Annotated in this window: 17 protein-coding genes, 1 tRNA gene and 2 rRNA genes; 8 read left to right on the top strand and 12 right to left on the bottom strand. The window is 63.0% G+C overall.

The features are described 5' to 3' along the window. Positions 1 to 46: 46 nt before the first annotated feature. From BN1136_RS02945 to BN1136_RS02930, 4 genes are all read left to right on the top strand, one after another. Entirely contained in the window at positions 47 to 1045 is a 999-nt protein-coding gene (locus tag BN1136_RS02945) for a BMP family lipoprotein (protein WP_043763496.1), read from the top strand. An 86-nt stretch (positions 1046 to 1131) separates the two neighbouring features. After that, the gene (locus BN1136_RS02940; RefSeq protein ID WP_043763540.1) at positions 1132 to 2709 is read left to right on the top strand and encodes an ABC transporter ATP-binding protein; all 1578 of its coding nucleotides are present in this window, start codon (positions 1132 to 1134) and stop codon (positions 2707 to 2709) included. Positions 2710 to 2779: 70 nt separating this feature from the next. After that, positions 2780 to 3898 (top strand): ABC transporter permease, encoded by a 1119-nt coding sequence (locus tag BN1136_RS02935; RefSeq protein ID WP_043763498.1) that lies wholly within the window; start codon positions 2780 to 2782, stop codon positions 3896 to 3898. Positions 3899 to 3900: 2 nt separating this feature from the next. Further along, complete coding sequence (locus BN1136_RS02930; protein ID WP_043763501.1) at positions 3901 to 4866, top strand: ABC transporter permease; 966 nt, start codon at positions 3901 to 3903, stop codon at positions 4864 to 4866. A 59-nt stretch (positions 4867 to 4925) separates the two neighbouring features. Here the strand turns inward: BN1136_RS02930 and BN1136_RS02925 are convergent, their stop codons facing one another. Continuing rightward, complete coding sequence (locus BN1136_RS02925) at positions 4926 to 5831, bottom strand: LysR substrate-binding domain-containing protein (RefSeq protein WP_043763504.1); 906 nt, start codon at positions 5829 to 5831, stop codon at positions 4926 to 4928. Positions 5832 to 5949: 118 nt separating this feature from the next. On the opposite strand from BN1136_RS02925, the gene BN1136_RS02920 reads away from it, so the two are divergent. The 3 genes from BN1136_RS02920 (at position 5950) to BN1136_RS02910 (ending at position 8554) form a co-directional block, all read left to right on the top strand. Beyond that, entirely contained in the window at positions 5950 to 7077 is a 1128-nt protein-coding gene (locus BN1136_RS02920) for an S-(hydroxymethyl)glutathione dehydrogenase/class III alcohol dehydrogenase (protein ID WP_010672469.1), read from the top strand. 51 nt (positions 7078 to 7128) lie between these two features. Beyond that, a complete protein-coding gene (gene fghA, locus BN1136_RS02915) occupies positions 7129 to 7983 on the top strand; it encodes an S-formylglutathione hydrolase (protein ID WP_043763508.1) in 855 nt (284 codons plus the stop codon). 64 nt (positions 7984 to 8047) lie between these two features. Continuing rightward, a complete protein-coding gene (locus tag BN1136_RS02910) occupies positions 8048 to 8554 on the top strand; it encodes a DinB family protein (RefSeq protein ID WP_043763512.1) in 507 nt (168 codons plus the stop codon). A 75-nt stretch (positions 8555 to 8629) separates the two neighbouring features. Here BN1136_RS02910 and BN1136_RS02905 read toward each other — a convergent pair whose 3' ends face one another. Beyond that, positions 8630 to 9352, bottom strand: coding sequence for a head GIN domain-containing protein (locus BN1136_RS02905; RefSeq protein ID WP_043763514.1), 723 nt, complete (start codon positions 9350 to 9352; stop codon positions 8630 to 8632). 326 nt (positions 9353 to 9678) lie between these two features. Between BN1136_RS02905 and ovoA the strand changes: the two genes are divergently transcribed. Next, positions 9679 to 11829: a 5-histidylcysteine sulfoxide synthase gene (ovoA, locus tag BN1136_RS02900; RefSeq protein ID WP_043763516.1), complete on the top strand. Its 2151-nt coding sequence runs from the start codon at positions 9679 to 9681 to the stop codon at positions 11827 to 11829. A 58-nt stretch (positions 11830 to 11887) separates the two neighbouring features. Here ovoA and BN1136_RS02895 read toward each other — a convergent pair whose 3' ends face one another. The 10 genes from BN1136_RS02895 to rrf (BN1136_RS02850) form a co-directional block, all read right to left on the bottom strand. Continuing rightward, on the bottom strand, positions 11888 to 12859 hold the full coding sequence (locus BN1136_RS02895; RefSeq protein ID WP_043763518.1) for a bile acid:sodium symporter family protein: 972 nt from the start codon (positions 12857 to 12859) through the stop codon (positions 11888 to 11890). A 262-nt stretch (positions 12860 to 13121) separates the two neighbouring features. Beyond that, complete coding sequence (locus BN1136_RS02890) at positions 13122 to 14558, bottom strand: amino acid permease (protein WP_043763520.1); 1437 nt, start codon at positions 14556 to 14558, stop codon at positions 13122 to 13124. A 167-nt stretch (positions 14559 to 14725) separates the two neighbouring features. After that, positions 14726 to 15064, bottom strand: a complete 339-nt coding sequence (locus BN1136_RS02885; protein ID WP_026080427.1) for a tRNA-binding protein — start codon at positions 15062 to 15064, stop codon at positions 14726 to 14728. Positions 15065 to 15140: 76 nt separating this feature from the next. After that, entirely contained in the window at positions 15141 to 16586 is a 1446-nt protein-coding gene (locus BN1136_RS02880) for an amino acid permease (RefSeq protein WP_043763527.1), read from the bottom strand. A 102-nt stretch (positions 16587 to 16688) separates the two neighbouring features. After that, on the bottom strand, positions 16689 to 17144 hold the full coding sequence (locus tag BN1136_RS02875; protein ID WP_017785276.1) for a beta-galactosidase subunit beta: 456 nt from the start codon (positions 17142 to 17144) through the stop codon (positions 16689 to 16691). Next, positions 17141 to 20215, bottom strand: coding sequence for a beta-galactosidase subunit alpha (gene ebgA / locus BN1136_RS02870; RefSeq protein ID WP_043763533.1), 3075 nt, complete (start codon positions 20213 to 20215; stop codon positions 17141 to 17143). The genes BN1136_RS02875 and ebgA overlap by 4 nt, the downstream gene beginning before the upstream one ends. Positions 20216 to 20536: 321 nt before the next feature. Then, positions 20537 to 21502, bottom strand: coding sequence for a transcriptional regulator EbgR (gene ebgR, locus BN1136_RS02865; RefSeq protein WP_043763536.1), 966 nt, complete (start codon positions 21500 to 21502; stop codon positions 20537 to 20539). Between the two features lie 160 nt (positions 21503 to 21662). Continuing rightward, a 5S ribosomal RNA gene (gene rrf / locus BN1136_RS02860) occupies positions 21663 to 21777 on the bottom strand. Between the two features lie 31 nt (positions 21778 to 21808). Continuing rightward, positions 21809 to 21884: transfer RNA gene (locus BN1136_RS02855), tRNA-Thr, on the bottom strand. Between the two features lie 47 nt (positions 21885 to 21931). Continuing rightward, a 5S ribosomal RNA gene (rrf, locus tag BN1136_RS02850) occupies positions 21932 to 22046 on the bottom strand. Positions 22047 to 22132: the final 86 nt, after the last annotated feature.

Genomic DNA, 22132 nt, shown 5'->3' with positions numbered 1-22132 from the left:
CTACGGCGGGTTGTGGACCCTCAACATAACAATCAAGGATACGATCGTGACTAAAGTGCTCAAGCTGGCCACCGTGGCCGCCCTCACCCTCGCTGCCCTGTCCGCCCAGGCAGCCTCCGAGCCCGCCGTCATCTATGACACCGCCGGCAAATTCGACAAGTCCTTCAACGAAGCCGTGTTCCGCAACGGCGTCGAAGTCTACAACAAGGACAAAGGCGTCAAGGTCAAGGAGTTCGAGCCCCAGAACGAAGCCCAGCGCGAGCAGGGCCTGCGCCGTCTGGCCAGCCGTGGCAACGGCCCCATCGTCGCCGTCGGTTTCAACATGGGCTCTGCGGTAGAGAAGGTCGCCACCGAGTTCCCGAACACCCAGTTCACCATCATCGACATGGTGGTCGACAAGCCGAACGTGCAGTCCCTCATCTTCAAGGAGCATGAAGGTTCCTTCCTGGTGGGTGCACTGGCCGCCATCGCCTCCAAGACCGGCAAGGTCGGCTTCGTGGGCGGCATGGACATCCCGCTGATCCGCAAGTTCGAGTGCGGCTACGAGCAGGGCGCCAAGTACATCAATCCGAAGATCGACGTCTACCAGAACATGACCGGCTCCACCCCGGCGGCCTTTGCTGACCCGGCCAAGGGTGCCGAGCTGGCCAAGTCCCAGTTCGCCAAGGGCGCGGACGTGGTCTATGCCGCCGCCGGCGGTACCGGCATCGGTGTCTACCAGGCTGCCAAGGACGAAGGCAAGCTGGCCATCGGCGTGGATTCCAACCAGAACCACCTGCAACCGGGCACCATGCTGACCTCCATGGTCAAGTCCGTGGGTCTGGCTGCGTACAAGAGCTGGGATGACGCCGCCAAGGGCAGCTGGAAGCCGGGCATCCAGTCCCTGGGTCTGGCCGAAGGCGGTGTGGACTGGGCGCTGGACGACAACAACGCCAAGCTGATCACCCCGGAGATGAAGGCCAAGGTCGAGAGCATCAAGGCCGACATCATCGCCGGCAAGATCAAGGTGCACGACTACATGAGCGACAACGCCTGTAAGTACTGAGTCATTGCTACGACTCTCAACCTGTGATGACCGGCCCGCAGGGGCCGGTTTTTAGTCTCTACTTCATGACCCGCAAGGACTGCATCATGGACCAGACAGATCGCTATGCCATCGAATTAAGAGGTATCGATAAGCGGTTCGGCGACGTGTACGCCAACAAGCAGATCGACCTCCAGGTTCGTAAAGGCAGCATTCACGGCATCGTCGGTGAAAACGGCGCCGGCAAGTCGACCCTGATGAGCATCATTTACGGTTTCTACCACGCCGACAAAGGCGAGATGCTGATCGACGGTAAACCCTTCAAACCCCATGGCTCACAAGATGCGATTGCCGCAGGCGTGGGCATGGTGCACCAGCACTTCATGCTGGTGAACAACTTCACCGTGCTGGAGAACGTCATTCTCGGCGCGGAAAACGGCTGGCACCTGGGCAAGAGCCTGGCGGCGGCCGAAAAACTGCTCGGCGAGCTGGCCCGGGACTATGGTCTCGAGGTGCCGCTGCACGAGAAGGTCGAGGATCTGCCGGTGGGCCTGCAACAGCGGGTCGAGATCCTCAAGGCGCTCTATCGCGGCGCCCGCATCCTGATCCTGGACGAGCCGACCGGGGTGCTGACCCCGCAAGAGGCGGACCACCTGTTCGAGGTGCTCAGGAAGCTGCGGGATCAGGGGGCGACCATCATCCTCATCACCCACAAGCTGCGGGAGATCCTGGCCATCACGGATCAGGTCTCCATCATGCGCCGGGGCGAGATGGTGGCCCACGTCGCCACCAAAGACACCGACAAGGAGCAGCTCGCCGAACTGATGGTGGGCCGCAAGGTGCGCCTCAAGGTCGACAAGGGCAGCGCCCATCCGGGCGAGGCCAAGCTCAAGGTCGAGGGCCTCTCTTACGTCGATGACGCCGGGGTGGAGCGGGTCAAGTCCGTCAGCTTCGCGGTGCGCGCCGGGGAAGTGGTCGGCATCGCCGGGGTCTCCGGCAACGGCCAGTCCGAGCTGCTCAGCCTGCTCGGCGGCATCCTCAAGCCGAGCAAGGGCAGCTTCACCCTCGTCGGGGAGCAGACCCACGAGGTGAGCCTGAGCCACCCGGCGGACCCGGAGCAGGTGCGCAACTTCGGCCTCGGCCACATCCCGGAAGACAGGCACAAGATGGGGCTCATCAATCGCTTCGAGGCGAAAGAGGCCTTCATCCTCGGCTATCACCGCCGTGCCCAGTACAACAAGGGCTGGCTGCAGGACAAGGAGGCGATCCGCCAGGATTGCCAGGCCAAGATGGACAAGTGGGACGTGCGCCCGCCGAGCCCGGAGCACAAGACCGCGAACTTCTCCGGCGGCAACCAGCAGAAGCTGGTGATCGCCCGGGAGGTGGAGCAGGATCCGGACGTGCTGCTGGTCGGTCAGCCGACCCGGGGCGTCGACATCGGCGCCATCGAGTACATCCACCAGCAGATCATCGCCATGCGCGACAAGGGCAAGGCCGTGCTGCTGGTGTCGGTGGAGCTGGACGAGATCATGAGCCTCTCCGATCGCATCCTGGTCATCGCCGATGGCCGCATCGTCGGCGAGCTGGACGGCGCCAGGGCGGATGAACGCACCATAGGCCTGATGATGGCGAACATAGTTCCCGACGAGGTGGCGGCCAGCCAGCCCCAGGGAGTGACCCCATGAGCCAGCAACCCATTCGCAACACCGTGGGCCGGATGACCGCCCCCGACGAGACTGCCAAGGAGGCTCGCCCATGAGCCAAGCACGTGTTCCCGCCTGGATCTCCGTGGGCGTCCTGCCCGCGCTCAACATCCTGCTGGCCTTCCTGGTGTCGGCCATCCTGTTCTACTACCTCGACATCAACCCGGTCGATGCCGCCGAGATCATGTGGTATGGCGCCTTCGGCACCGGCGAAGGGATAGGCTTCACCCTCTACTACGCCACCGGCTTCATCTTCACCGGTCTGGCGGTGGCGGTGGCCTTCCACGCCGGCCTGTTCAACATCGGCGGTGAGGGGCAGGCCTATATCGGCGGCCTCGGCGTCGGTCTGGTCTGCCTGCTGCTCGGCGACGTGCTGCCGTTCGCCCTGCTGCTGCCGCTGGCCATCATCGCCGGCGGCCTGTTCGGCGCGGCCTGGGCCTTCATCCCGGCCTGGCTGCAGGCCAAACGCGGCAGCCACATCGTCATCACCACCATCATGTTCAACTTCATCGCCGCCTCCCTGATGGCCTACCTGCTGGTCGACATCTTCAAGCCGGCGGGCTCCATGGCCACCGAGAGCAAGGTGTTCGCCGAGGCGAGCTGGCTGCCGAAGATGAGCGAACTGCTGGCCGGCTTCGGCATGGAAGTCCCGAACAGCCCGCTCAACATCAGCTTCTTCTGGGCGCTGATCTGCGCGCTCCTGGTCTGGGTCTTCATCTGGCATACCCGCTGGGGCTACGAGATCCGCTCCGTGGGTGCGAGCCAGAGTGCCTCCGCCTATGCGGGCATCTCCTACCCCAGGGTGGTGATCCTGGCCATGGTGATCTCCGGCATGCTGGCGGGCTTTTTCGCCCTCAACGTGCTGCAGGGTGAGCTGCACCAGATCAAGCTGAACTTCGTGGAAGGTTTTGGCTTCACCGGCATAGCAGTGGCGCTGATGGGCCGCAACCACCCGGTCGGCGTCATCATCGCCAGCCTGCTGTTCGGCTTCCTCTACCAGGGCGGCGCCGAGCTCAGCTTCGAGTTCGGGGTGGACCGCAACATCGTCGTGGTGCTGCAGGGTCTGGTGATCCTGTTCTGCGGCGCGCTGGAGCACATGCTGCGCCCGCGCATCGAGCAGGCCTACCTGGCCTTCGCCAACCGCACGGCCGCGCAAGTCAAAGGAGCCTGACCATGTTCGAAACGCTGATATTGATGCTGGATGCCACCATTCGTACCGCGCCGCCGCTCATTCTCGCTGCCATGGCGGGGATGTTCTGCGAGCGCTCCGGGGTGGTCAACATCGCCCTGGAGGGCAAGCTGCTGGCAGCTGCCTTCGCGAGCGCGGCTGCGGCGGCCGTCACCGGCTCCGCCTGGATTGGGCTGGGGGTCGGGGTGGGCGTTTCCATCCTGTTCGCCCTGATGCACGGCTTCGCCACCATCACCCACCGGGGGGATCAGGTGGTAAGCGGCATGGCCATCAACATCCTGGCAGCCGGCCTGACCGTCACCCTGGGCCGTTACTGGTTCGATCAGGGCGGCCAGACGCCGGCGCTCTCCGGTGATGCCCGCTTCGCTCCCATCGACCTGCCCTACGCCAAGGAGCTCTTTGACGTGCCCGTCATCGGCCAGCTCTACAGCGAGCTCCTGAGCGGTCACTCCCTGCTGGAGTACGTGGCGTTCGCCGCCGTGCCCCTGGCCTGGTGGGTGCTGTTCCGCACCCGCTTCGGCCTGCGCCTGCGGGCGGTGGGCGAGGCCCCGGCAGCGGTGGACACCGCCGGTATCTCCGTGGTGCGCATGCGCTACACCGCGCTCATCATCGGCGGCCTGCTGGCCGGCATCGGGGGCACCTATCTGGCGGTGGCCCAGACCGCCCAGTTCATCCCCAACATGAGCGCGGGCAAGGGCTTCATGGCCCTGGCGGCCCTGGTGTTCGGCAAGTGGCGCCCCTGGAACGCCATGGCGGCCTGCCTGCTGTTCGGCTTCCTCGACGCGGTCGCCATCCGGCTGCAAGGGGTCAGCATCGGCGACTTCCCGATCCCGGTGCAGGCCATCGAGGCACTGCCCTACATACTGACGGTCTTCCTGCTCGCCGGTTTCATCGGCAAGGCGGTGGCCCCCAAGGCCCTCGGCACCCCCTACGTCAAGGAGCGGGAATAGCCCCGTCCTTCATGCCATGCAAAAAGGCCCGCTTGTGCGGGCCTTTTCTTTTTGAACGCTCAACCAACCGGCCGCACCAGGGCGGGCTGATGGGGGTCGCTGAGGCGCTCGGCCAGGTAGTCCACCAGCAGCCGCACCTTGGGGGAGAGGTGGCGGTTGTGGGGATAGAGGGCCCAGATCCCCTCCGCCGGGGCCCGCAGCTCCGGCAGCAACTCGATAAGCTCGCCGCTGGCCAGATGGTCGCTGACGTAGTAGTCCGGCAGCTGGATGATGCCGATCCCCTTGAGGGCTGCATCCAGCAGGGCGTGGCCGCTGTTGCATTGCAGCAGGCCGTGGACCCGCACGCTGTGGGGCTTGTCGTTCAGGGTGAAGTGCCACTCGTCGCTGTTGCCCACCAAACAGGTGTGACGGGCAAGTTCGGAGAGGCTGTTGGGCATGCCATGGCGGGCGGTGTAGGCCGGGGAGGCGCACACATAGGGCACCCGCTGCGCCAGCTTGCGCGCAACCAGGCTGGAGTCCTTGAGGTGGCCGAGGCGGATCGCGAGATCGAACCCCTCGTGCACCAGGTCCAGCAGCTGGTTGGTGAGGTTGAGGGTCACCTCCAGCTGGGGGAAGCGCACCATGAAGTCGTTCACCAGAGGGGCGATGCGGCTCTCGCCGTAGGAGACCGGGGCCGTGATGCGCAGGGTGCCCTGGGGCACCGCCTGATGGCGCCCCACCGCCAGCTCCGCCTCGTAGAGGTTGTCGAGCAGCTGGCGGCAGTGGCGAAAATAGATCTCCCCGAGCTCGGTGAGCCGCACCTGGCGGGTGGTGCGCAGCAGCAACTTGGCCTGCAGCCTGTCTTCCAGCTGCGCCACCTGGCGGCTCACCTGGGCCACCGAGACCCCGAGCTTGCGCGCGGCCGGGGTAAAGCCCCCCTGCTCCGCCACGCTGACAAATTCACAGACCCCTTCCCAGCCGAACATTATTACCTGTGTGTAAAAGTGATTTCAGATTTCACCTTATTATCACCAAATCGGCGGGAAACTACACTGGATCTCCGAACTCATTTCCGTTCATCCAACCACTACGAGGACGTCATTCATGGCACAGGTTCAAAGCATCAAGTGTAAGGCCGCCATCGCCTGGGGACCGGGCCAGCCCCTCTCCATCGAAGAGGTCGAGGTCATGCCGCCCCAGGCCGGTGAAGTGCGGGTGCGGATCGTCGCGACCGGCGTCTGCCACACCGATGCCTTCACCCTGTCCGGTGAGGATCCGGAGGGAGTCTTTCCCTGCATCCTGGGCCACGAGGGCGGCGGCATCGTCGAATCCGTCGGCGAGGGCGTCACCAGCGTCAAGGTGGGCGATCACGTGATCCCGCTCTACACCCCCGAGTGCGGCGAGTGCAAGTTCTGCAAGTCCGGCAAGACCAACCTGTGCCAGAAGATCCGCGCCACCCAGGGCAAGGGGCTGATGCCGGACGGCACCACCCGCTTCTCCAAGGATGGCCAGCCCATCTACCACTACATGGGCACCTCCACCTTCAGCGAATACACTGTGCTGCCGGAGATCTCCATCGCCAAGGTGGACCCGGCCGCCCCATTGGAAGAGGTCTGCCTGCTGGGCTGCGGCGTCACCACCGGCATCGGCGCCGTGATGAACACCGCCAAGGTGAAAGAGGGTGAGAGCGTCGCCATCTTCGGGCTGGGGGGCATCGGCCTCTCCGCCATCATAGGCGCACGCCTGGCCAAGGCCGGACGCATCATCGCCATCGACATCAACGAGAGCAAGTTCGAGCTGGCCCGCAAGCTGGGCGCCACCGACTGCATCAACCCGAACACGTTCGACAAGCCCATCCAGGAGGTGATCGTCGAGATGACCGACGGCGGCGTCGACTTCTCCTTCGAGTGCATCGGCAACGTCAAGGTGATGCGCGCGGCGCTGGAGTGCTGCCACAAGGGCTGGGGCGAGTCGGTCATCATCGGCGTGGCCGGTGCGGGCCAGGAGATCAGCACCCGTCCGTTCCAGCTGGTCACCGGCCGGGTGTGGCGCGGCAGCGCCTTCGGCGGCGTGCGCGGTCGCAGCGAACTGCCGAGCTACGTGCAGCGCTACATGCAGGGTGAGTTCAAACTGGACGACTTCATCACCCACACCATGCCCCTCGAGCAGATCAACGAGGCGTTCGATCTGATGCACGAAGGCAAGAGCATCCGCACCGTCATCCACTACTGATCCCATGAGAGCCCCGCCCATCGATACATGGGCGGGGCAAGGAGTCCTTCGATGAATCTGGACATCATCAGCAGCAACAAGAGCTTCGACGGCTGGCACAAGCAGTATCGCCACCGCTCCACCGTGCTCGATTGCGAGATGCGCTTCGCCATCTATCTGCCACCCCGAGCCCTCACCGGCCAGAAGGTGCCCGTGCTCTACTGGCTCTCCGGCCTCACCTGCACCGACGAGAACTTCATGCAGAAGGCCGGGGCCCAGCGCATCGCCGCCGAGCTCGGCATCGCCCTGGTGGCACCGGACACCAGCCCCCGCGGCGAGGGAGTGGCGGACGATCCCGGCTATGACCTCGGCATGGGGGCCGGCTTCTACGTCAATGCCACCCAGCACCCCTGGCGCGACCACTACCAGATGTACGACTACGTCACCCGGGAGCTGCCCGATCTCATCGAGACCCACTTCCCGGTCTCGACGAAGCGCGCCATCAGCGGCCACTCCATGGGGGGCCACGGTGCCCTCATCGCCGCCCTGCGCGAACCCGGTCGCTACCGCTCGGTGTCGGCCTTCAGCCCCATCAGCCACCCGAGCCGCTGCCCCTGGGGCCAGAAGGCGCTCGGCGCCTACCTCGGCAACAACCCCTTGCTGTGGCAGGAGTGGGATGCCTGCCAGCTGCTGCGCCATCACGACAGCCCGCCCCTGCCGACCCTGGTGGACGTGGGGCTGGACGACCCCTTCCTGACCGAACAGCTCGGCATCGACACCCTGGCCGAGGTGGCCGGCACCAAGGGCTGGCCCCTCGAGCTCAACCGTCACCCCGGCTACGACCACAGCTACTACTTCGTGGCGAGCTTCATCGAGGCGCACCTGCGCTTCCACGCCCGCCATCTGGGCGACGCGGCCCAGAAGTAAGGGGCCAGACCTGGTGGCCGCCACCATGCTGGCGGCCCCGAGACACAAGGAACGAGAAACAAGGATGCCTCTCTTCACCACATTGCTGGCCATGCCGGATCAATTTGAGCAGCTGCTGGCACAAGTTCCAGCCGACCATCTGGACTGGGAGCCTGCCAACTGGGCCGGGATCCCCTCCGAGCGTTTCAGCGCCCGGGGCCACCTCTGCCACCTGCTGGACATCGAAACCCTGGGCTATCAGGTGCGCTTTCGCCGCACCCTGGCTGAGCACCTGCCCGAACTGGCCTCCCTCGATGGCTATCAGCTGGCGCAAGACAACCAGTATCGGCAGCAGGATCCCGCCGTGCAGCTGGCGCGCTTTCGCACCGCCCGCAGCGAGACGGTCGACTGGCTGAATACGGTGCCGTCCGACGCCTGGCAGCGCCGGGCACGCTACGGCAACTATGGGGAGGTGACTCTGGATGGGCTGGTGCGGCTGCTCGTCAGCCACGACCACCAGCACCTCGCCGGCATGCAGTGGCTGCTGATGCGCCTGAATGCGGATCATCGCCTCGCCCTGCCCCTCGCCTGAGACAAGGCCCAACATCCGCGGATAACAAAACAGGCCCTGCCGGGCCTGCGTCTTTATCAGGATAAGGCGGACGACTCAGCCCCCCAGCCGGCTCACCCGGCCGGAGCCCGCGATCTCGCTGGTCAGGGCGGGATCGCCCCAGTAACCGACCGAGCCGGCACCGGCGATGCCGATCTTCAGCTGCCCGCTGGCCCGCACCTTGACGTCGCCGCTGCCCGCGATGTTGACTTCGACCTCCCTGCCTTCGAACCCCTCGCCCGAGACGCCGCCGGCACCGGCCACGTTCAGCTCGATCTCTCTGGCCGAGCCCTGCCCCAGAGCCAGGCTGCCCGCCCCGGCCACGTTGCCCTCCAGCCGGTTTACCTCCAGCCGATCGGCGACGATGTCGCCCAGGCCCGCCACCGACAGCACCAGCTCATTCCCCTTGAAGCCGCTCAAGTCGCCGCGAGCCAGGCCCGCCAGGGCCAGCGCCTCGACCCGGGGCAGGGTGATGTCGATGTCGATGGGCTCGGAGAGCTCGAACCGGTAGCCATCCCTGACCTTCATCTCCAGGGTGTCGTCCCGCTCCGTCAGCACCAGATAGGGCAGCAGATCCTCCTGCCCGCGGATCACTATGCCCCTCTGCTCCCCCGCCTTCAGGTGGATGCTGGCCGGCACTGCCGCCTCCACCCGGGTCACCTGCTGGCCCAGGCCACGATGCTGCTCGATGACGGGGCCACTCCCCCTCACCAGGGTATAATCCAGCTGGTTGCAGCCCCCCAGCCCCAGCGCCAGCATCACCCCCAGAATCCACTTCATGTCTCTCTCCCTGTTGATGGCCGATCCCGGCCCGATCGATCTCGTTCGGACCAGATGATGGCAATCCCTGTGCCATAATCTCAATTGAATGATTTATATGATTTTTTCTATTTTACCTGGTCATGTCATCAGGCTGTAAGGTGCCATTTAGACCATATGTTGGCAAAACTGGCCATGCCCGGACGGGGATGCGTTTCCCCTGGCGGCCCCCGACCATCACGGCAGACCCCGACAGTTTTTTGTTGTCGCGCCGGTCTGTTGAGCCAATAGTGATACCTGGTGCGTATAGAGCACTCCATCGATGCATACCAACAAGGAGTCAGAGCGTGACCCAAGCCAGCCACCCCTTCGTCACCCCAGAGGGCCTGCCCGCCCCCACACGAACCCCGCTGTTGACCGGCACGGATCCCGAGCACAAGCGCCGCGAGCTGCTCGCCTACTTCTGCCAGACGTTTGATCTCTATGACTCCCTGTTCGAGTGCCTGGCCGACGAGCGGGCCTGGTTTGACAAGGCGATCCCCCTGCGCCACCCGCTCATCTTCTACTACGGCCACACCGCCGCCTTCTTCGTCAACAAACTGCTGGCGGCCCGCCTCATCGAAGGGCGCCTCGATCCCCGCATCGAGGCCATGGTCGCCATCGGGGTGGACGAGATGAGCTGGGACGATCTGGACGAGACCCATTACGACTGGCCCTCCGTCAGCGAGCTGCGCGCCTATCGCGGCCGGGTGCGCGCCCTGGTGTGTGATTTCATCGAACAGATGCCGATCGAGCTGCCCATCCATTGGCAGAGCCCGGCCTGGGTCATCCTGATGGGGATAGAGCACGAGCGCATCCATCTCGAGACCTCCAGCGTGCTGATCCGCCAGCTGCCGCTCGCCTGGGTGCGCAGCCAGCCCCAGTGGCCGGTCAGCCCCGAGGCGCGCCATCGCCGTGACGAAGTGCCTGCCAACACCTTGCTGCCGGTAGCCGGCGGCCGGGTGCGCCTCGGCAAGCAGGACGCCACCTACGGCTGGGACAACGAATATGGCGAGCGCCATATCGAACTGGCCCCCTTCCAGGCCAGCCGCATGCTGGTGAGCAACGCAGAATTTTTCGACTTCGTGCAGGCCGGTGGCTACGAGACCCGCGCCTGGTGGGATGACGAAGGCTGGGGCTGGCGCCAGTATGCCGGGGCGCGCATGCCCACCTTCTGGGTCGGCGATCCCGCCGAGCCCGAACAACTGCAATTGCGGCTGATGACCGGGCAGGTCCCCATGCCCTGGGACTGGCCGGTGGAGGTGAACCAGCTGGAGGCCGCCGCCTTCTGCCGCTGGAAGGCGGATCAGACCGGGCTGCCCATCCAGCTGCCGAGCGAGGCGGAGTGGATGTTGCTGCGCGAACAACTGGCCGGCGATCAGCCGGACTGGATCGAGGCCCCCGGCAACCTCAACCTGGCCCGCTTCGCCTCCGCCTGTCCGGTGGATGCCTGCCCCCAGGGCAGCTTCTTCGATCTGGTGGGCAACGTCTGGCAGTGGACCAGCACCGCCATCGACGGCTTCGAGGGGTTCAAGGTGCATCCCCTCTACGACGACTTCTCCACCCCCACCTTCGATGGCAAGCACACCCTCATCAAAGGGGGCAGCTGGATCAGTACCGGCAACGAGGCGCTCAAGTCCTCCCGCTACGCCTTCCGTCGCCACTTCTTCCAGCATGCGGGCTTTCGCTATCTGGTATCCCGCCATCAGGAGCCCGTCATCGTGAATCCCTATGAAACCGACACGCTCGTCGCTCAGTACCTCGACTTCCAGTACGGTCCGAGCCACTTCGGGGTCGCCAACTACGCCCAGGCTCTGGCCAGCCTTGCCAGCGAGCTGTGCAGCCGCCATGAGCGGGCGCTCGACATCGGCTGCGCCACCGGCCGCGCCAGCTTCGAGCTGGCGCGCCACTTCGCCCACGTGGACGGGGTGGACTACTCGGCCCGCTTTATCGACGTGGCGCTGGCGCTCGCCAGCCAGGACAGCTTCCGCTACGCGGTGCCGGTGGAAGGAGACCTGGTGGAGTATTGCGAGGCGCGGCTCTCCCGCCATGAGCTCGGCCGCGAGCAGGCCGACCGCGTCCACTTCAGCCAGGGGGATGCCTGCAACCTCAAGCCCAAATACGGCGACTATGACCTGGTGCTCGCCTCCAACCTCATTGACCGGCTGCGGGAACCCGCCCGCTTCCTGCGGGACATTGCCCCGCGCCTGCGCAGCGGCGGCCTGCTGGTCCTCACCAGCCCCTACACCTGGCTGACCGACTACACCCCCAAGGCCAACTGGCTCGGCGGCATCCGGGAAAATGGCGAGGCCCTCGGTACCTATCAGGCGCTGCAACGGTTGCTGGCGGAGGAGTTCGAGGAGCACATGCCCCCGAGGGATGTCCCCTTCGTCATCCGCGAGACCGCCCGCAAGTACCAGCACACGGTGGCCCAGCTCACCGTCTGGCGCAAACGCTGACGAGGCGGCAAACGAAAGAGGGAGGCCCACTGGCCTCCCTCTTCTTTATCCGGACGTCTTACCCCTGCTGCACCTGGGGCACCGTCTCCTGCTCGTGGTAGCGACGAGCCAGCACGGCGCACACCATCAGCTGGATCTGGTGGAAGATCATCAGGGGCAGCACCATGACCCCGACGCTGGCAGCCGGGAACATGACGTTGGCCATGGGCACCCCGTTGGCCAGGCTCTTCTTGGAGCCGCAGAAGACGATGGTGATCTCGTCCGCCTTGCCAAAACCGAGGCGGCGGCTGATCCAGACGTTCCAGCCCAGCACCAGTGCCAGCAGCACACAGCTCAGCAGCACGATACTGGCGAGATCGTACCAGCCGACCTGGTGCCAAATCCCCTGCACCACCGCCTCGCTGAAGGCCACATAGACCACCAGCAGGATGGAGCTCTGATCCAGCTTGCCGATGAGCGGCCGATGGCTGTCGACCCAGCGGCCAATGAGGGGGCGCGACAGGTGGCCCACCACGAATGGCAGCATCAGCTGCACCATGATGGCCTGAATGGAGTGCCAGGTATCGACCCCCTCCCCCTGCACATTGATCATCAGCCCCACCAGCACCGGCGAGAGGAAGATGCCGAGGATGCTGGAGGCCGAGGCGCTGCACACCGCCGCCGACACATTGCCGCCGGCCATGGAGGTGAAGGCAATGGCCGACTGCACGGTGGCGGGCAGGGCGCAGAGGTAGAGGAAACCGAGGTAGATGGCCGGGCTCAGCCAGTTGGGCACCAGCGGCGTGAGCAGCAACCCCAGCAGCGGAAACAGCAGGAAGGTGCTGGCCATCACCACCAGATGGAGCCGCCAGTGGCCGAGGCCCGCCAGCAGGTTCTGGCGCGACAGCTTGGCACCATGCATGAAGAAGAGCAGCGCCACCGCCAGCTTGGTCAGCAGACCGAACCAGACGGCCACCTGCCCCTCGCAGGGGAAGAACGAGGCCAGCGCGACCACGGCAATCAGTACAGAGGTAAAAGGATCCAGACGCACGAGCGGTCTCCGGTGAAAGCAGATCCCGTCCCCGCGCAGGGCCGGTGATCGGGGAAGACAGGAAACACAACAGGAGCTGTGGCACAGCTCCTGTTGAAACGGATCCCCAGCTTACCCCGATAAGCGGGAGGCGCAAAGTTGAGCGACTACCTCATTTGTTTCATTTTGTTAAGCGGACAAGGGGCCACTCGGAAACCACCCCTGCCCGCGCTTTTCACCAAAAAAACGGGCGACCGAGTCACCCGTTGCTCTTTTGGCTTGCTCAGCTCTGCTTGGCCAGCTTGCCGCCAACTGTGCCGGTGGCCTGCTTGCGGGCCTGCCGCTTCTCGAAGCGGGAGATCCACCAGTAGGCCAGCGCCGAGAAGACAGCCGTCATAAAGACGTTGATGAAGAAGGCGCGCACCAGATCCACCCCGGCCGGGAAGGCGGAGGCGCTCATGCTCACCACGAAGATGGCGATCAGCACCGACACCACCGCCATGCCGAACTTGCGCGATCCCATGCGGAACTCGCGGGGAGTGTCGTCATGTTTCCAGCGGAACACGAAGTAGGCCACCATGATGAAAATCGGCGGCAACATGGCGGTACCGGCGGTGAGATTGATGGCGGTGTTCATCATCTGCTGCACGGATTCCGAGCCGAAGCCGTTGGCCACCAGCATCACGAACACGAAGGCAAACTGCCACCAGGCGGCGCGCACCGGCACGCCGTGCTCGTTGAGCTGGGTGGTCTTCTCGCCGTAAACCCCTTGCGGGATCTCGGAGAAGTGGATCTTCACCGGCGCCGAGGTCCACATCATCATGGAGCCGAACATGGCGATGAACAGCACCACGCCGACGAAGCGGCCCACCAGCGCCTCCGACAGCTGGAAGTACTGGGCCATGCCGGTGAAGATCTCCACCATGCCGCCGGCATAGGTGAGGCTCTCGCGCGGTACGAACACGTTCACCAGCAGGGAACCGACCGCATACATGGCACCGATGACGACGCCGGCACTGATGATCACCTTGATGAAGGATTTCTGGCCCCCCTTCACGTCATTGAGGTAGGCCGCTGCCGTCTCGGCACCGCCCGCCGCCTGGAAGATCCAGCACATGATACCGAGCGTCGCCCAGTTGACGGTGGGGGTCATGGCCTCCAGCGTAATCGGCTGGGCCGGCACGTGATCGCCGCCGAGGGCCATCAGGGCACCCAGCACATAGATGGCGAACAGGGCAAACACCCCGTAGGCCACGATCTCGGCAATCTTGCCGAGCCAGCTCGCCCCCTTGGTGGAGATGTGGGTCGCCGCCGCAAACAGCACGATGGAGATGACCGAGGTGACCATGGGCGAGAAGCTGTACTCATAGCCCAGCATGGCGTAGGAGGCATAGGCGATGACGTTGGGCAGCAATGAGACGAACCAGAACAGGTTCACAAACCAGTAGAGGAACGAGCCCAGATAGGCCAACCGGGTGCCGAGCGGTTTTTTAAGCCAGTCGTACATGCCCGACTCGGAGTTTTTGTTGGCCGAGACGAACTCGGCAATGATGAAGACGAACGGGATGAAGTAGACGAGGGTCGCCAGCAGGAAGATGGGGGCGGAGCTCAGCCCCAGCTCGATGTTGTTGTTGACGATGTTGCGCACGTTGAACACGGCGGCAAAGGTCATCGACAACAGGGCAAACTTGCCGATGGTGCCGCGTACGGATTCAGACATGGTGTCCTCCAGTGGACTCGCGCTCCCTGCGGGTAACGCTGTGACTCTGTGATGTGTTTGGCAAGGGTCTGTCGGCCCTGCGCTTTACTCTCTTGTTATGATCGGGCCGCTTGGGCGGCCTCGTTGGTGAACCGGTGCAGTCTCACCGCACCAGCTCGCAAAACCAGTCAGACGATCGGAGTGCCCGGTGCCATCGGCACCCGCGGCTGCAACAGCACGCTCTGGCTCTCGTCCGGGGTCTCGGCGCAGAGCAGCATGCACTCGGAGCGCTCACCGCGCATTCGGGTGGGCTTGAGGTTGGTCAGCACCACCACCTCGCTGCCCATCAGCTCCTCTTCGCTGTAGTAAGGCACCAGACTGGTGACGGTCTGCAGCGGTCGCTCGCCCCCCACGTCGATCTGGACGATATAGAGTTTGTCGGCCCCGGGGTGGCGCACCACCTCCAGCACCTTGCCCACCTTCATCTCGACCCGCTTGAATTCGGCAAACTCGATCGTCTCGCTCATGCTCTTCTCCTTATCTGGCTCAATGGTTTGCGGGTGGCCAACGGCCACCCTGTCTGATTGGGATTCAATGCAGTGCCTATGGCGCCTGCATGGCGACCTGCGCCGCCGGCTGGGCCTCTTTCGCGCGCGCCTCGGCGCTGAGGGAGGCCTCGTATCTGTTGTATTTCCACCAGGCAAAACCGAGGAAAATCACGATCCCGCCGACGTTGTAGAAGATGATGGTCATGATGTCGGCGCCGGTGGGGAAGGTGGAGGCGAGGAAGCCCACCGAGAAGAGGACGATCAGCACCGACACCACGGCGATGCCGGTGGTGCGCGACCCCATCTTGAACTCCCGCGGCAGGTGATCGAGCTTCAGCCGCAGATTCAGGTAGGCCAGCATGATGAACAGCGGCGGCAACATGGAGGCGGCGGCGGTCATGTTGATGACGGTGTTCATCAGATCCTGTGCTGTGTTGGAGCCCAGGGTCGGGATCACCATCAGCGGCAGCACTATGAGGTACTGGATCCAAGCTGCGCGGGCGGGCACGCCGTTTTCGTTCAGCTCGACCGTCTTCTTGCCGAAGATGCCGGCCGGGATCTCGGAGAAGAAGATCTTCACCGGGGTGGCCGTCCACATCAGCAGGGAGCCGAACATGGCGGTGAAGGAGACCAGACCCACGAAGCGGTTCATCAGGATCTCCGGCAAGCCGAAGTAGGCGGCAAGCCCCTCGAACACCTGCACCGAGCCACCGGTAAATTTCAGGGTGCCGCTCGGCACGAAGACGTTGATCAGCAGGGACGCGACGGAGTAGAGCACCCCGATAAAGATGCCGGCGACGATGATCACCTTCACGAAGGATTTGGAGCCGCCCTTCACGTCATTGACGTAGACCGCCACTGACTCGGCGCCACCGGCTGCCATAAAGATCCAGGTCGTAATACCCAGGAAGGCCCAGCTGAAATCGGGGATCATGGCCTCTACCGTGATGGGGTCTGCCGGCTGCACGCCGCCCACCAGAGCCGCACCTGCCAGCAGGATGTAGGAGAGTGTCAGCAGCAGCATCAGGGACGAGGTCACCGAGGTGATGGGGCCCAGCATCCTGGCGCCGTTAGTGGAGACATAGGTCGCCAGGGCGAACAGGATCATGCTTAAGCAAGTGGTGGTCAGCGGGGTGAGGATGTATTCGTAGCCCAGGAAGGCATAGGAGGCGTAGGCGATAACCCGCGGCAACAGCGAGGTAAAGAAGAACAGGTTCACGAACCAGTAGGTGTAGGCGGAGATAAAGGCCCAGCGACCGCCGAGGGAGCTCTTCACCCAGGCGTACACCCCCGCTTCGGAGTTTTTGTTCAGTGACACGAACTCCGCAATGATCAGACAGAACGGAATAAAGTAAAAAATGGTGGCCAGAAAGAACATCGGGGCCGAAGCCAGACCGATTTCGATGTTGTTGTTGATGACGTTGTTGAAGCTGAATACCGCCGCGAAGGTGAGCGACAGCAGACCAAACTTGCCTATCGTATTGCGTTTGGAATCAGACATGGTGCATCTCCAGACCTGTAGTTATTGCAGCGAAAGAGCGGGGCATGATTTGTAGGGTGAGCCCCGCCCTTCCGGCTTTGTCAGTGCAGAACCGGCGGCTTGTTATTTGTTTTTGAAGTAGCCGCCTTCGACGGTGACCTTGATGATCACCTTGCGCACCGGGCTGTCGCCGACGAATCGGTAAGCCTCGTCGTTCTCGAAGATCACCACCTGGCCGTTGCCGACCTGCTGGCGCTCACGCACCTCGCCAGCCAGCCACTCGCGGTCTGTGGTGTCGTCGTAAGCCTGTTCGACCCGCAGATCCGACTTGGCAGCCCACTCCACCGTCTCTGCCCCTTCCAGGTAGTAGTGAACGTCGAAGTAGCGGCGTTGCCCCTCGAACAGTGAGGTGGCCGGGCTGGCCCCCTCCTGCAAGCGATAGGTGAGGGAGTCACCGATGGAGTGGCAGATACCGGGCTTGAGGTTGGCCAGGTTGTCGATGGCCTCCACGCAGCGGCCCCACTTCTTGCCCTCCCGGTAGATGTTTTTGAACAGGGTCAGGTTGTCCAGGGTGATCATGCGAGGTTCCTCCCGCCGTTGATGGTGAGATCGAGCCCGGCCAGCGCAGCCGGATTGAGGTTGCCACGGGCGATGGGCAGCAGGGTCAGACCGAAGCTGAACGGCTCGAAGCGCACCCGCCAGGAGTCCAGCACCTCGGAGCCCCAGGAGTTGGAACCCAGCCCCAGCACCTTGTGATCCAGATTGAGGGTGAGATAGCCACTCGGTTCCAGCTCATTGATGTGCTGCGCCGCGTGGATATGCTCCCAGCTGTAGGGCCAGACGCTCAGGTTGATGGGGGCATCGGGCCGCACGTAGAGACCGGCGCCGTGACGGTTGGTCAGGGTCGCCCAGCGCACCTGCTGGCGGTTGCCGTTGTCCTGCGGGAAAGGGTAGTGCTCCCACATCTCGCCCACTGTGCTCTGGAAGCTGTCGATCCAGTTGCTCTGGCGGCTGTCCTGATAGTTCTCGCCCGGACCCATGCCGTAGTAGTGCACCCGGTCGAGATCCTTACGAATACCCAGCTCGAAACCGATCTTGGGAATGATGTCGTCATAACCGCCGTAGGGCTGACCGGACAGGGCCACGTGCAGCTGACCGTTCGGGCTAAGGGTGTAGACGTAGCGGCAACGCATACCGAAGTCGAACACCGGCGGGGCGATCAGGCTCTCGACCGTCACCTCGACCGCCTCGCCCAGCTGACGCCAGCTCAAGGTACGGAAGTGCTCCTGCATGATCTGCAGGTGGTTCGGGTGCCACAGGCTCTCGTACTCCTGCTTGTGGTTGTCGATCATCGGCTTGAAGAAGGTGAGGCGGGGCGAGCGCTCGATCAGCTCATTGCCATCCTGCTGCCAGCTCACCAGCTGGCCGTCGAGGCGCGAGAAGCGCAGGGCAAAGCCGCTGCCGCTCAAGGTCAGCGCGAGGCGCTCATCGGCAATCTGCAGCGCAGTGGCATTGGGATTGGCAAAGGGCTGCAACTGACGAGTCGACTCTTTCAGCTGGAACTGGTACTGGCCCAGTTCGTGCTCCGCCGCGCTGTAGCGGGTAGCACTGGCCTTGATGACCCGCAGCTGGACGAAGGTTTCCCGCCCATCGAGGGATGGCAGCTCGAGTTGCAACTCGGTGGTGGCACCGGGGGCCACCCCTTCCAGCCGGATTTGCTGGCTGGCCAGCAGCTCGCCCTCCGCCTTCACTTCGACCAGCAGACGGATGTCGTCGAGATTGGAGAACCAGTAACGGTTTTCCACTTCCAGCTTGCCGCTCGCCAGATCCAGCGCGCGCACCTTGACCGGGCAGATCACCTGCTTGTATTCGCGCAGGCCAGGCCCCGGGGTCTGATCCGGATAGATGAGGCCATCCATGCAGAAGTTGTAGTTGTTGGGGTAGTCGCCATAGTCGCCACCGTACTTGTAAACGGGGCGGCCCTGCTCGTCCTGATCCAGAATGCCGTGATCGCACCACTCCCAGATGTAGTGACCCTGTATGTGGGGATGACGGTCGAACACCTGCTGGTATTCGCTGAGACCACCCGGGCCGTTGCCCATGGCGTGGGCGTATTCGCAGAGGATGCGCGGCTTATCCATCGGGAACTCGCCAAAGCAGTTCATCTGGGAAACGCGCGAATACATGGTACTGACCACATCCACCACCTCGGCATCGCGATCCTCTTCGTAGTGCACCAGCCGGGTCGGGTCGATCCCCTTGCAGCGCCGGTACATGGCCCTGATGTTGCAGCCATAGCCGGACTCGTTGCCCAGCGACCAGATGATGATGGAGGGGTGGTTCTTCTGGGCGTGCACGTGGCGCTCGATGCGATCCACGAACACCGGCTCCCAGAAAGGGTCGTCGGTGATGCGGCTGAGATCGCCGACGTTGGCAAAACCGTGGGTCTCCACGTCGGTCTCTGCCATCACGAACAGGCCGTACTGGTCGCACAGCTCGTAGAAGCGCGGGTCGTTCGGGTAGTGGGCGGTACGCACCGAGTTGAGGTTGTGCTGCTTCATCAGCACGATGTCGCGCTCCACCCGATCCATGCCGACCGCGCGGCTCTTGAGGTGGTCGTTGTCGTGGCGGTTCACCCCGTGCAGCTTGAGGTAGTGGCCGTTGACATGGAAGAGGCCATCCTTGACGGTGATTTCACGCACCCCGACCCGCTGCGGGATCACTTCCAGCAGCTCGCCCTGACCGTTATAGAGGGAGAGTTGCAGCTGATAGAGGTAAGGATCTTCGGCGCTCCACAGATGGGGGTTGGCCAGATCCAGCGTGAAGCGGCAATCACACTTGCCGTCGATGGCGAGATGGTCGAGCGAGCCGCTGGCGATCTCGCTGCCCTGATCCAGCAGCGACCAGACCAGACGGTGATCTCGGGCCGACTCGCCCAGGTTCTCCAGCTGGATATCGCAGCTCAGGGTGGCGCTCTGGTTGTCGTCAGCCAGCGCGGTGCGAATGAAGAAGTCCTGCACATGGGCGGCCGGTTTGCCCACCAGATAAACGTCGCGGAAGATCCCCGCCATCCACCACATGTCCTGATCTTCGATATAGGTGGAGTCCGCCCACTGCATCACCCGCACCGAGAGCAGGTTCTCGCCAACCTTGGCGTAGGCACTGATATCGAACTCGGCGGTGAGGCGGCTGCCCTTGCTGAAGCCGACGTAGTGGCCGTTCACATAGACCTCGAAGTAGGTCTCCACCCCGTCAAACTTGATGATCACCTGCTCACCGTCCCAGGCCTGGCTCAGCGTGAAGCTGCGCTGATAGGCGCCGGTGGGGTTGTTGGTCGGCACGAAGGGCACGTCGATGGGGAAGGGAAAACCCTCGTCGGTGTATTGCAGCTGGCCATGCCCTTCCATCTGCCACATGTTGGGCACGGTGATCTGGCCCCACTCGTTCATGGGGCTGTGATAGAAGGCCTCCGGCACCTGCAGGGGGTGGTCGAAGTAGTGGAACTGCCACTGGCCGCTCAAGGAGAGGAAGCGGCGGCTCAGCTCACGCTGCATGGTGGCCGCCAGCCCGTGCTCGGCATAAGAGAAGAAGTAGGCGCGCGGGGCCAGCCTGTTTTCACCAACGAATTGGACGTTTTCCCAGTTATTCACATGTCCTCCCGGAACAAGGCAACTTTGACTGGGTAAACTCTAGATAAATATTTACTAAATATCAGTTTTGGATCGGTAAAGTTTTAACCTGATCACAATGGCTGGATGGTTTTGTGAGTGAGATCAGAAGCGGAGGATAAAAGAAGGTGGAGCAGAGAGGGCTGGCATGGATGTTGACGAGCACAGGTTTACTGACAATTAATTCGATATATAACAATATGATACTAGTTCGCTGGCTACTGATGGGAAAGAGATTTACCAGGAAGAGCTGCCGCACCACTGCAAGATGGTGCGGCTAAAATCCATTTCATTTTACTAAAACTACTGAGTGGTACCACGCAGAGTCAGCTTGCTCGGTACCAGCACCCGCAGCGGGATATCCCGCTCGTCACGCAGCCTTTCAACCAGCAGATTGACCCCCTGGGAGCCCATCAACTCGGAGTGGATCCGCACCGTGGAGAGCGGCGGGAAGGTGAACTTGGCGGTAGGGATATCGTTGACGCTGATAAGCTCGATCTGCTGGGGAATAGCCAGCCCCTTCTCGTGGATGGCACGCAGCACGCCGATGGCGATGGAATCGGAGGCAACGAACAGCGCCCTGGGCCAGTCGCCGGCCAGCATCTCCTTCGCCAGCTTGTAGCCGGAGGCACTGGAGAAATCCCCGCGATAGAGATCCTGCTCCTGCACCACCCCCAGCCGCTGCCCGTAGTCGAGAAACGCAAGCTCCCGCAGATCGGGCCCATCGTCCTGGCCACCGATATAACCGATGCGCTGATGGCCCTGGGCGATGAAGAAATCCACCACCTGCTGGCTGATGAGCGCCAGATCCACGTCGACCGAGTCGAACTCCCCCCGGGAGCGGCAATCGACGAACACCAGCTGGGCAGAGAGGGAGTGAAGCGCGGCGAGACGTTCCTCGGGCAGATGCCCGATGACCAGGATGCCGTCGACGGCGGAGAGCTCACGCCCTTCCGCACCGCTGTAGCAGTGGGTCAACTCGATATTGAGGCGGGCACACTGGCTCTCGATGCCGTAGCGGATGGCGAGGTAATAGGGGTCGTTGACCTCGGTACTCTGCGGGTAGGCATAGACCGCCAGGAAATGCAGCTTGCTCTTGTGTACCCCTTTGCGGGCACTGCTGGTCTTGTACTCCAGACGCTCGGCAATCTCGAAGATCCGATGTCTGGTCTCTTCCTTGACGCTCAGGCTGGGATCCTCGTTCAACACCCTGGATACGGTCGCGAGCGAGACACCCGCCTCCTGTGCTATTTCCTTCAACGTAGCCATCAATACCTCGCTGGCAGCATCACGTGTTAATCGGCAACGGCTAAAGAGTAACGAGCAATCCCTTGATAGCCCAGCATTTTTACTAAAAAACCGCCAGAAGAGAGGGGGATGGCAGAAACGCAAAAAGGCCTCCCGAATGGGAGGCCTCTTCTGAATAGGTGCCTGACAGTGTCCTACTCTCGCATGGCGAATGCCACACTACCATCGGCGCTACCGCGTTTCACTTCTGAGTTCGGCATGGGTTCAGGTGGTTCCACGGCGCTAATGCCGTCAGGCAAAAAGCGTTTAAAGCTGCTTACTTAAAAATGGTGCTGATACCCAGAATCGAACTGGGGACCTCATCCTTACCAAGGATGCGCTCTACCGACTGAGCCATATCAGCACACTAACCGGTAAAGACCACGCTCAGCGCGCAATCTTGAAATGGGTGCCTGGCAGTGTCCTACTCTCGCATGGCGAATGCCACACTACCATCGGCGCTACAGCGTTTCACTTCTGAGTTCGGCATGGGGTCAGGTGGTTCCACTGCGCTATTGCCGCCAGGCAAAAATCTTCAATCTGAAAAAGCTGACGTGAATCACAACTGAGCTAGTGTGTTGCGTCGCTCTCACTGAATTAGTAAGTAGTTCA

Source organism: Aeromonas taiwanensis (genome assembly GCF_000820165.1).
GTDB lineage: Bacteria > Pseudomonadota > Gammaproteobacteria > Enterobacterales > Aeromonadaceae > Aeromonas > Aeromonas taiwanensis.
This window is presented reverse-complemented; position numbering and strand designations above follow the sequence as displayed.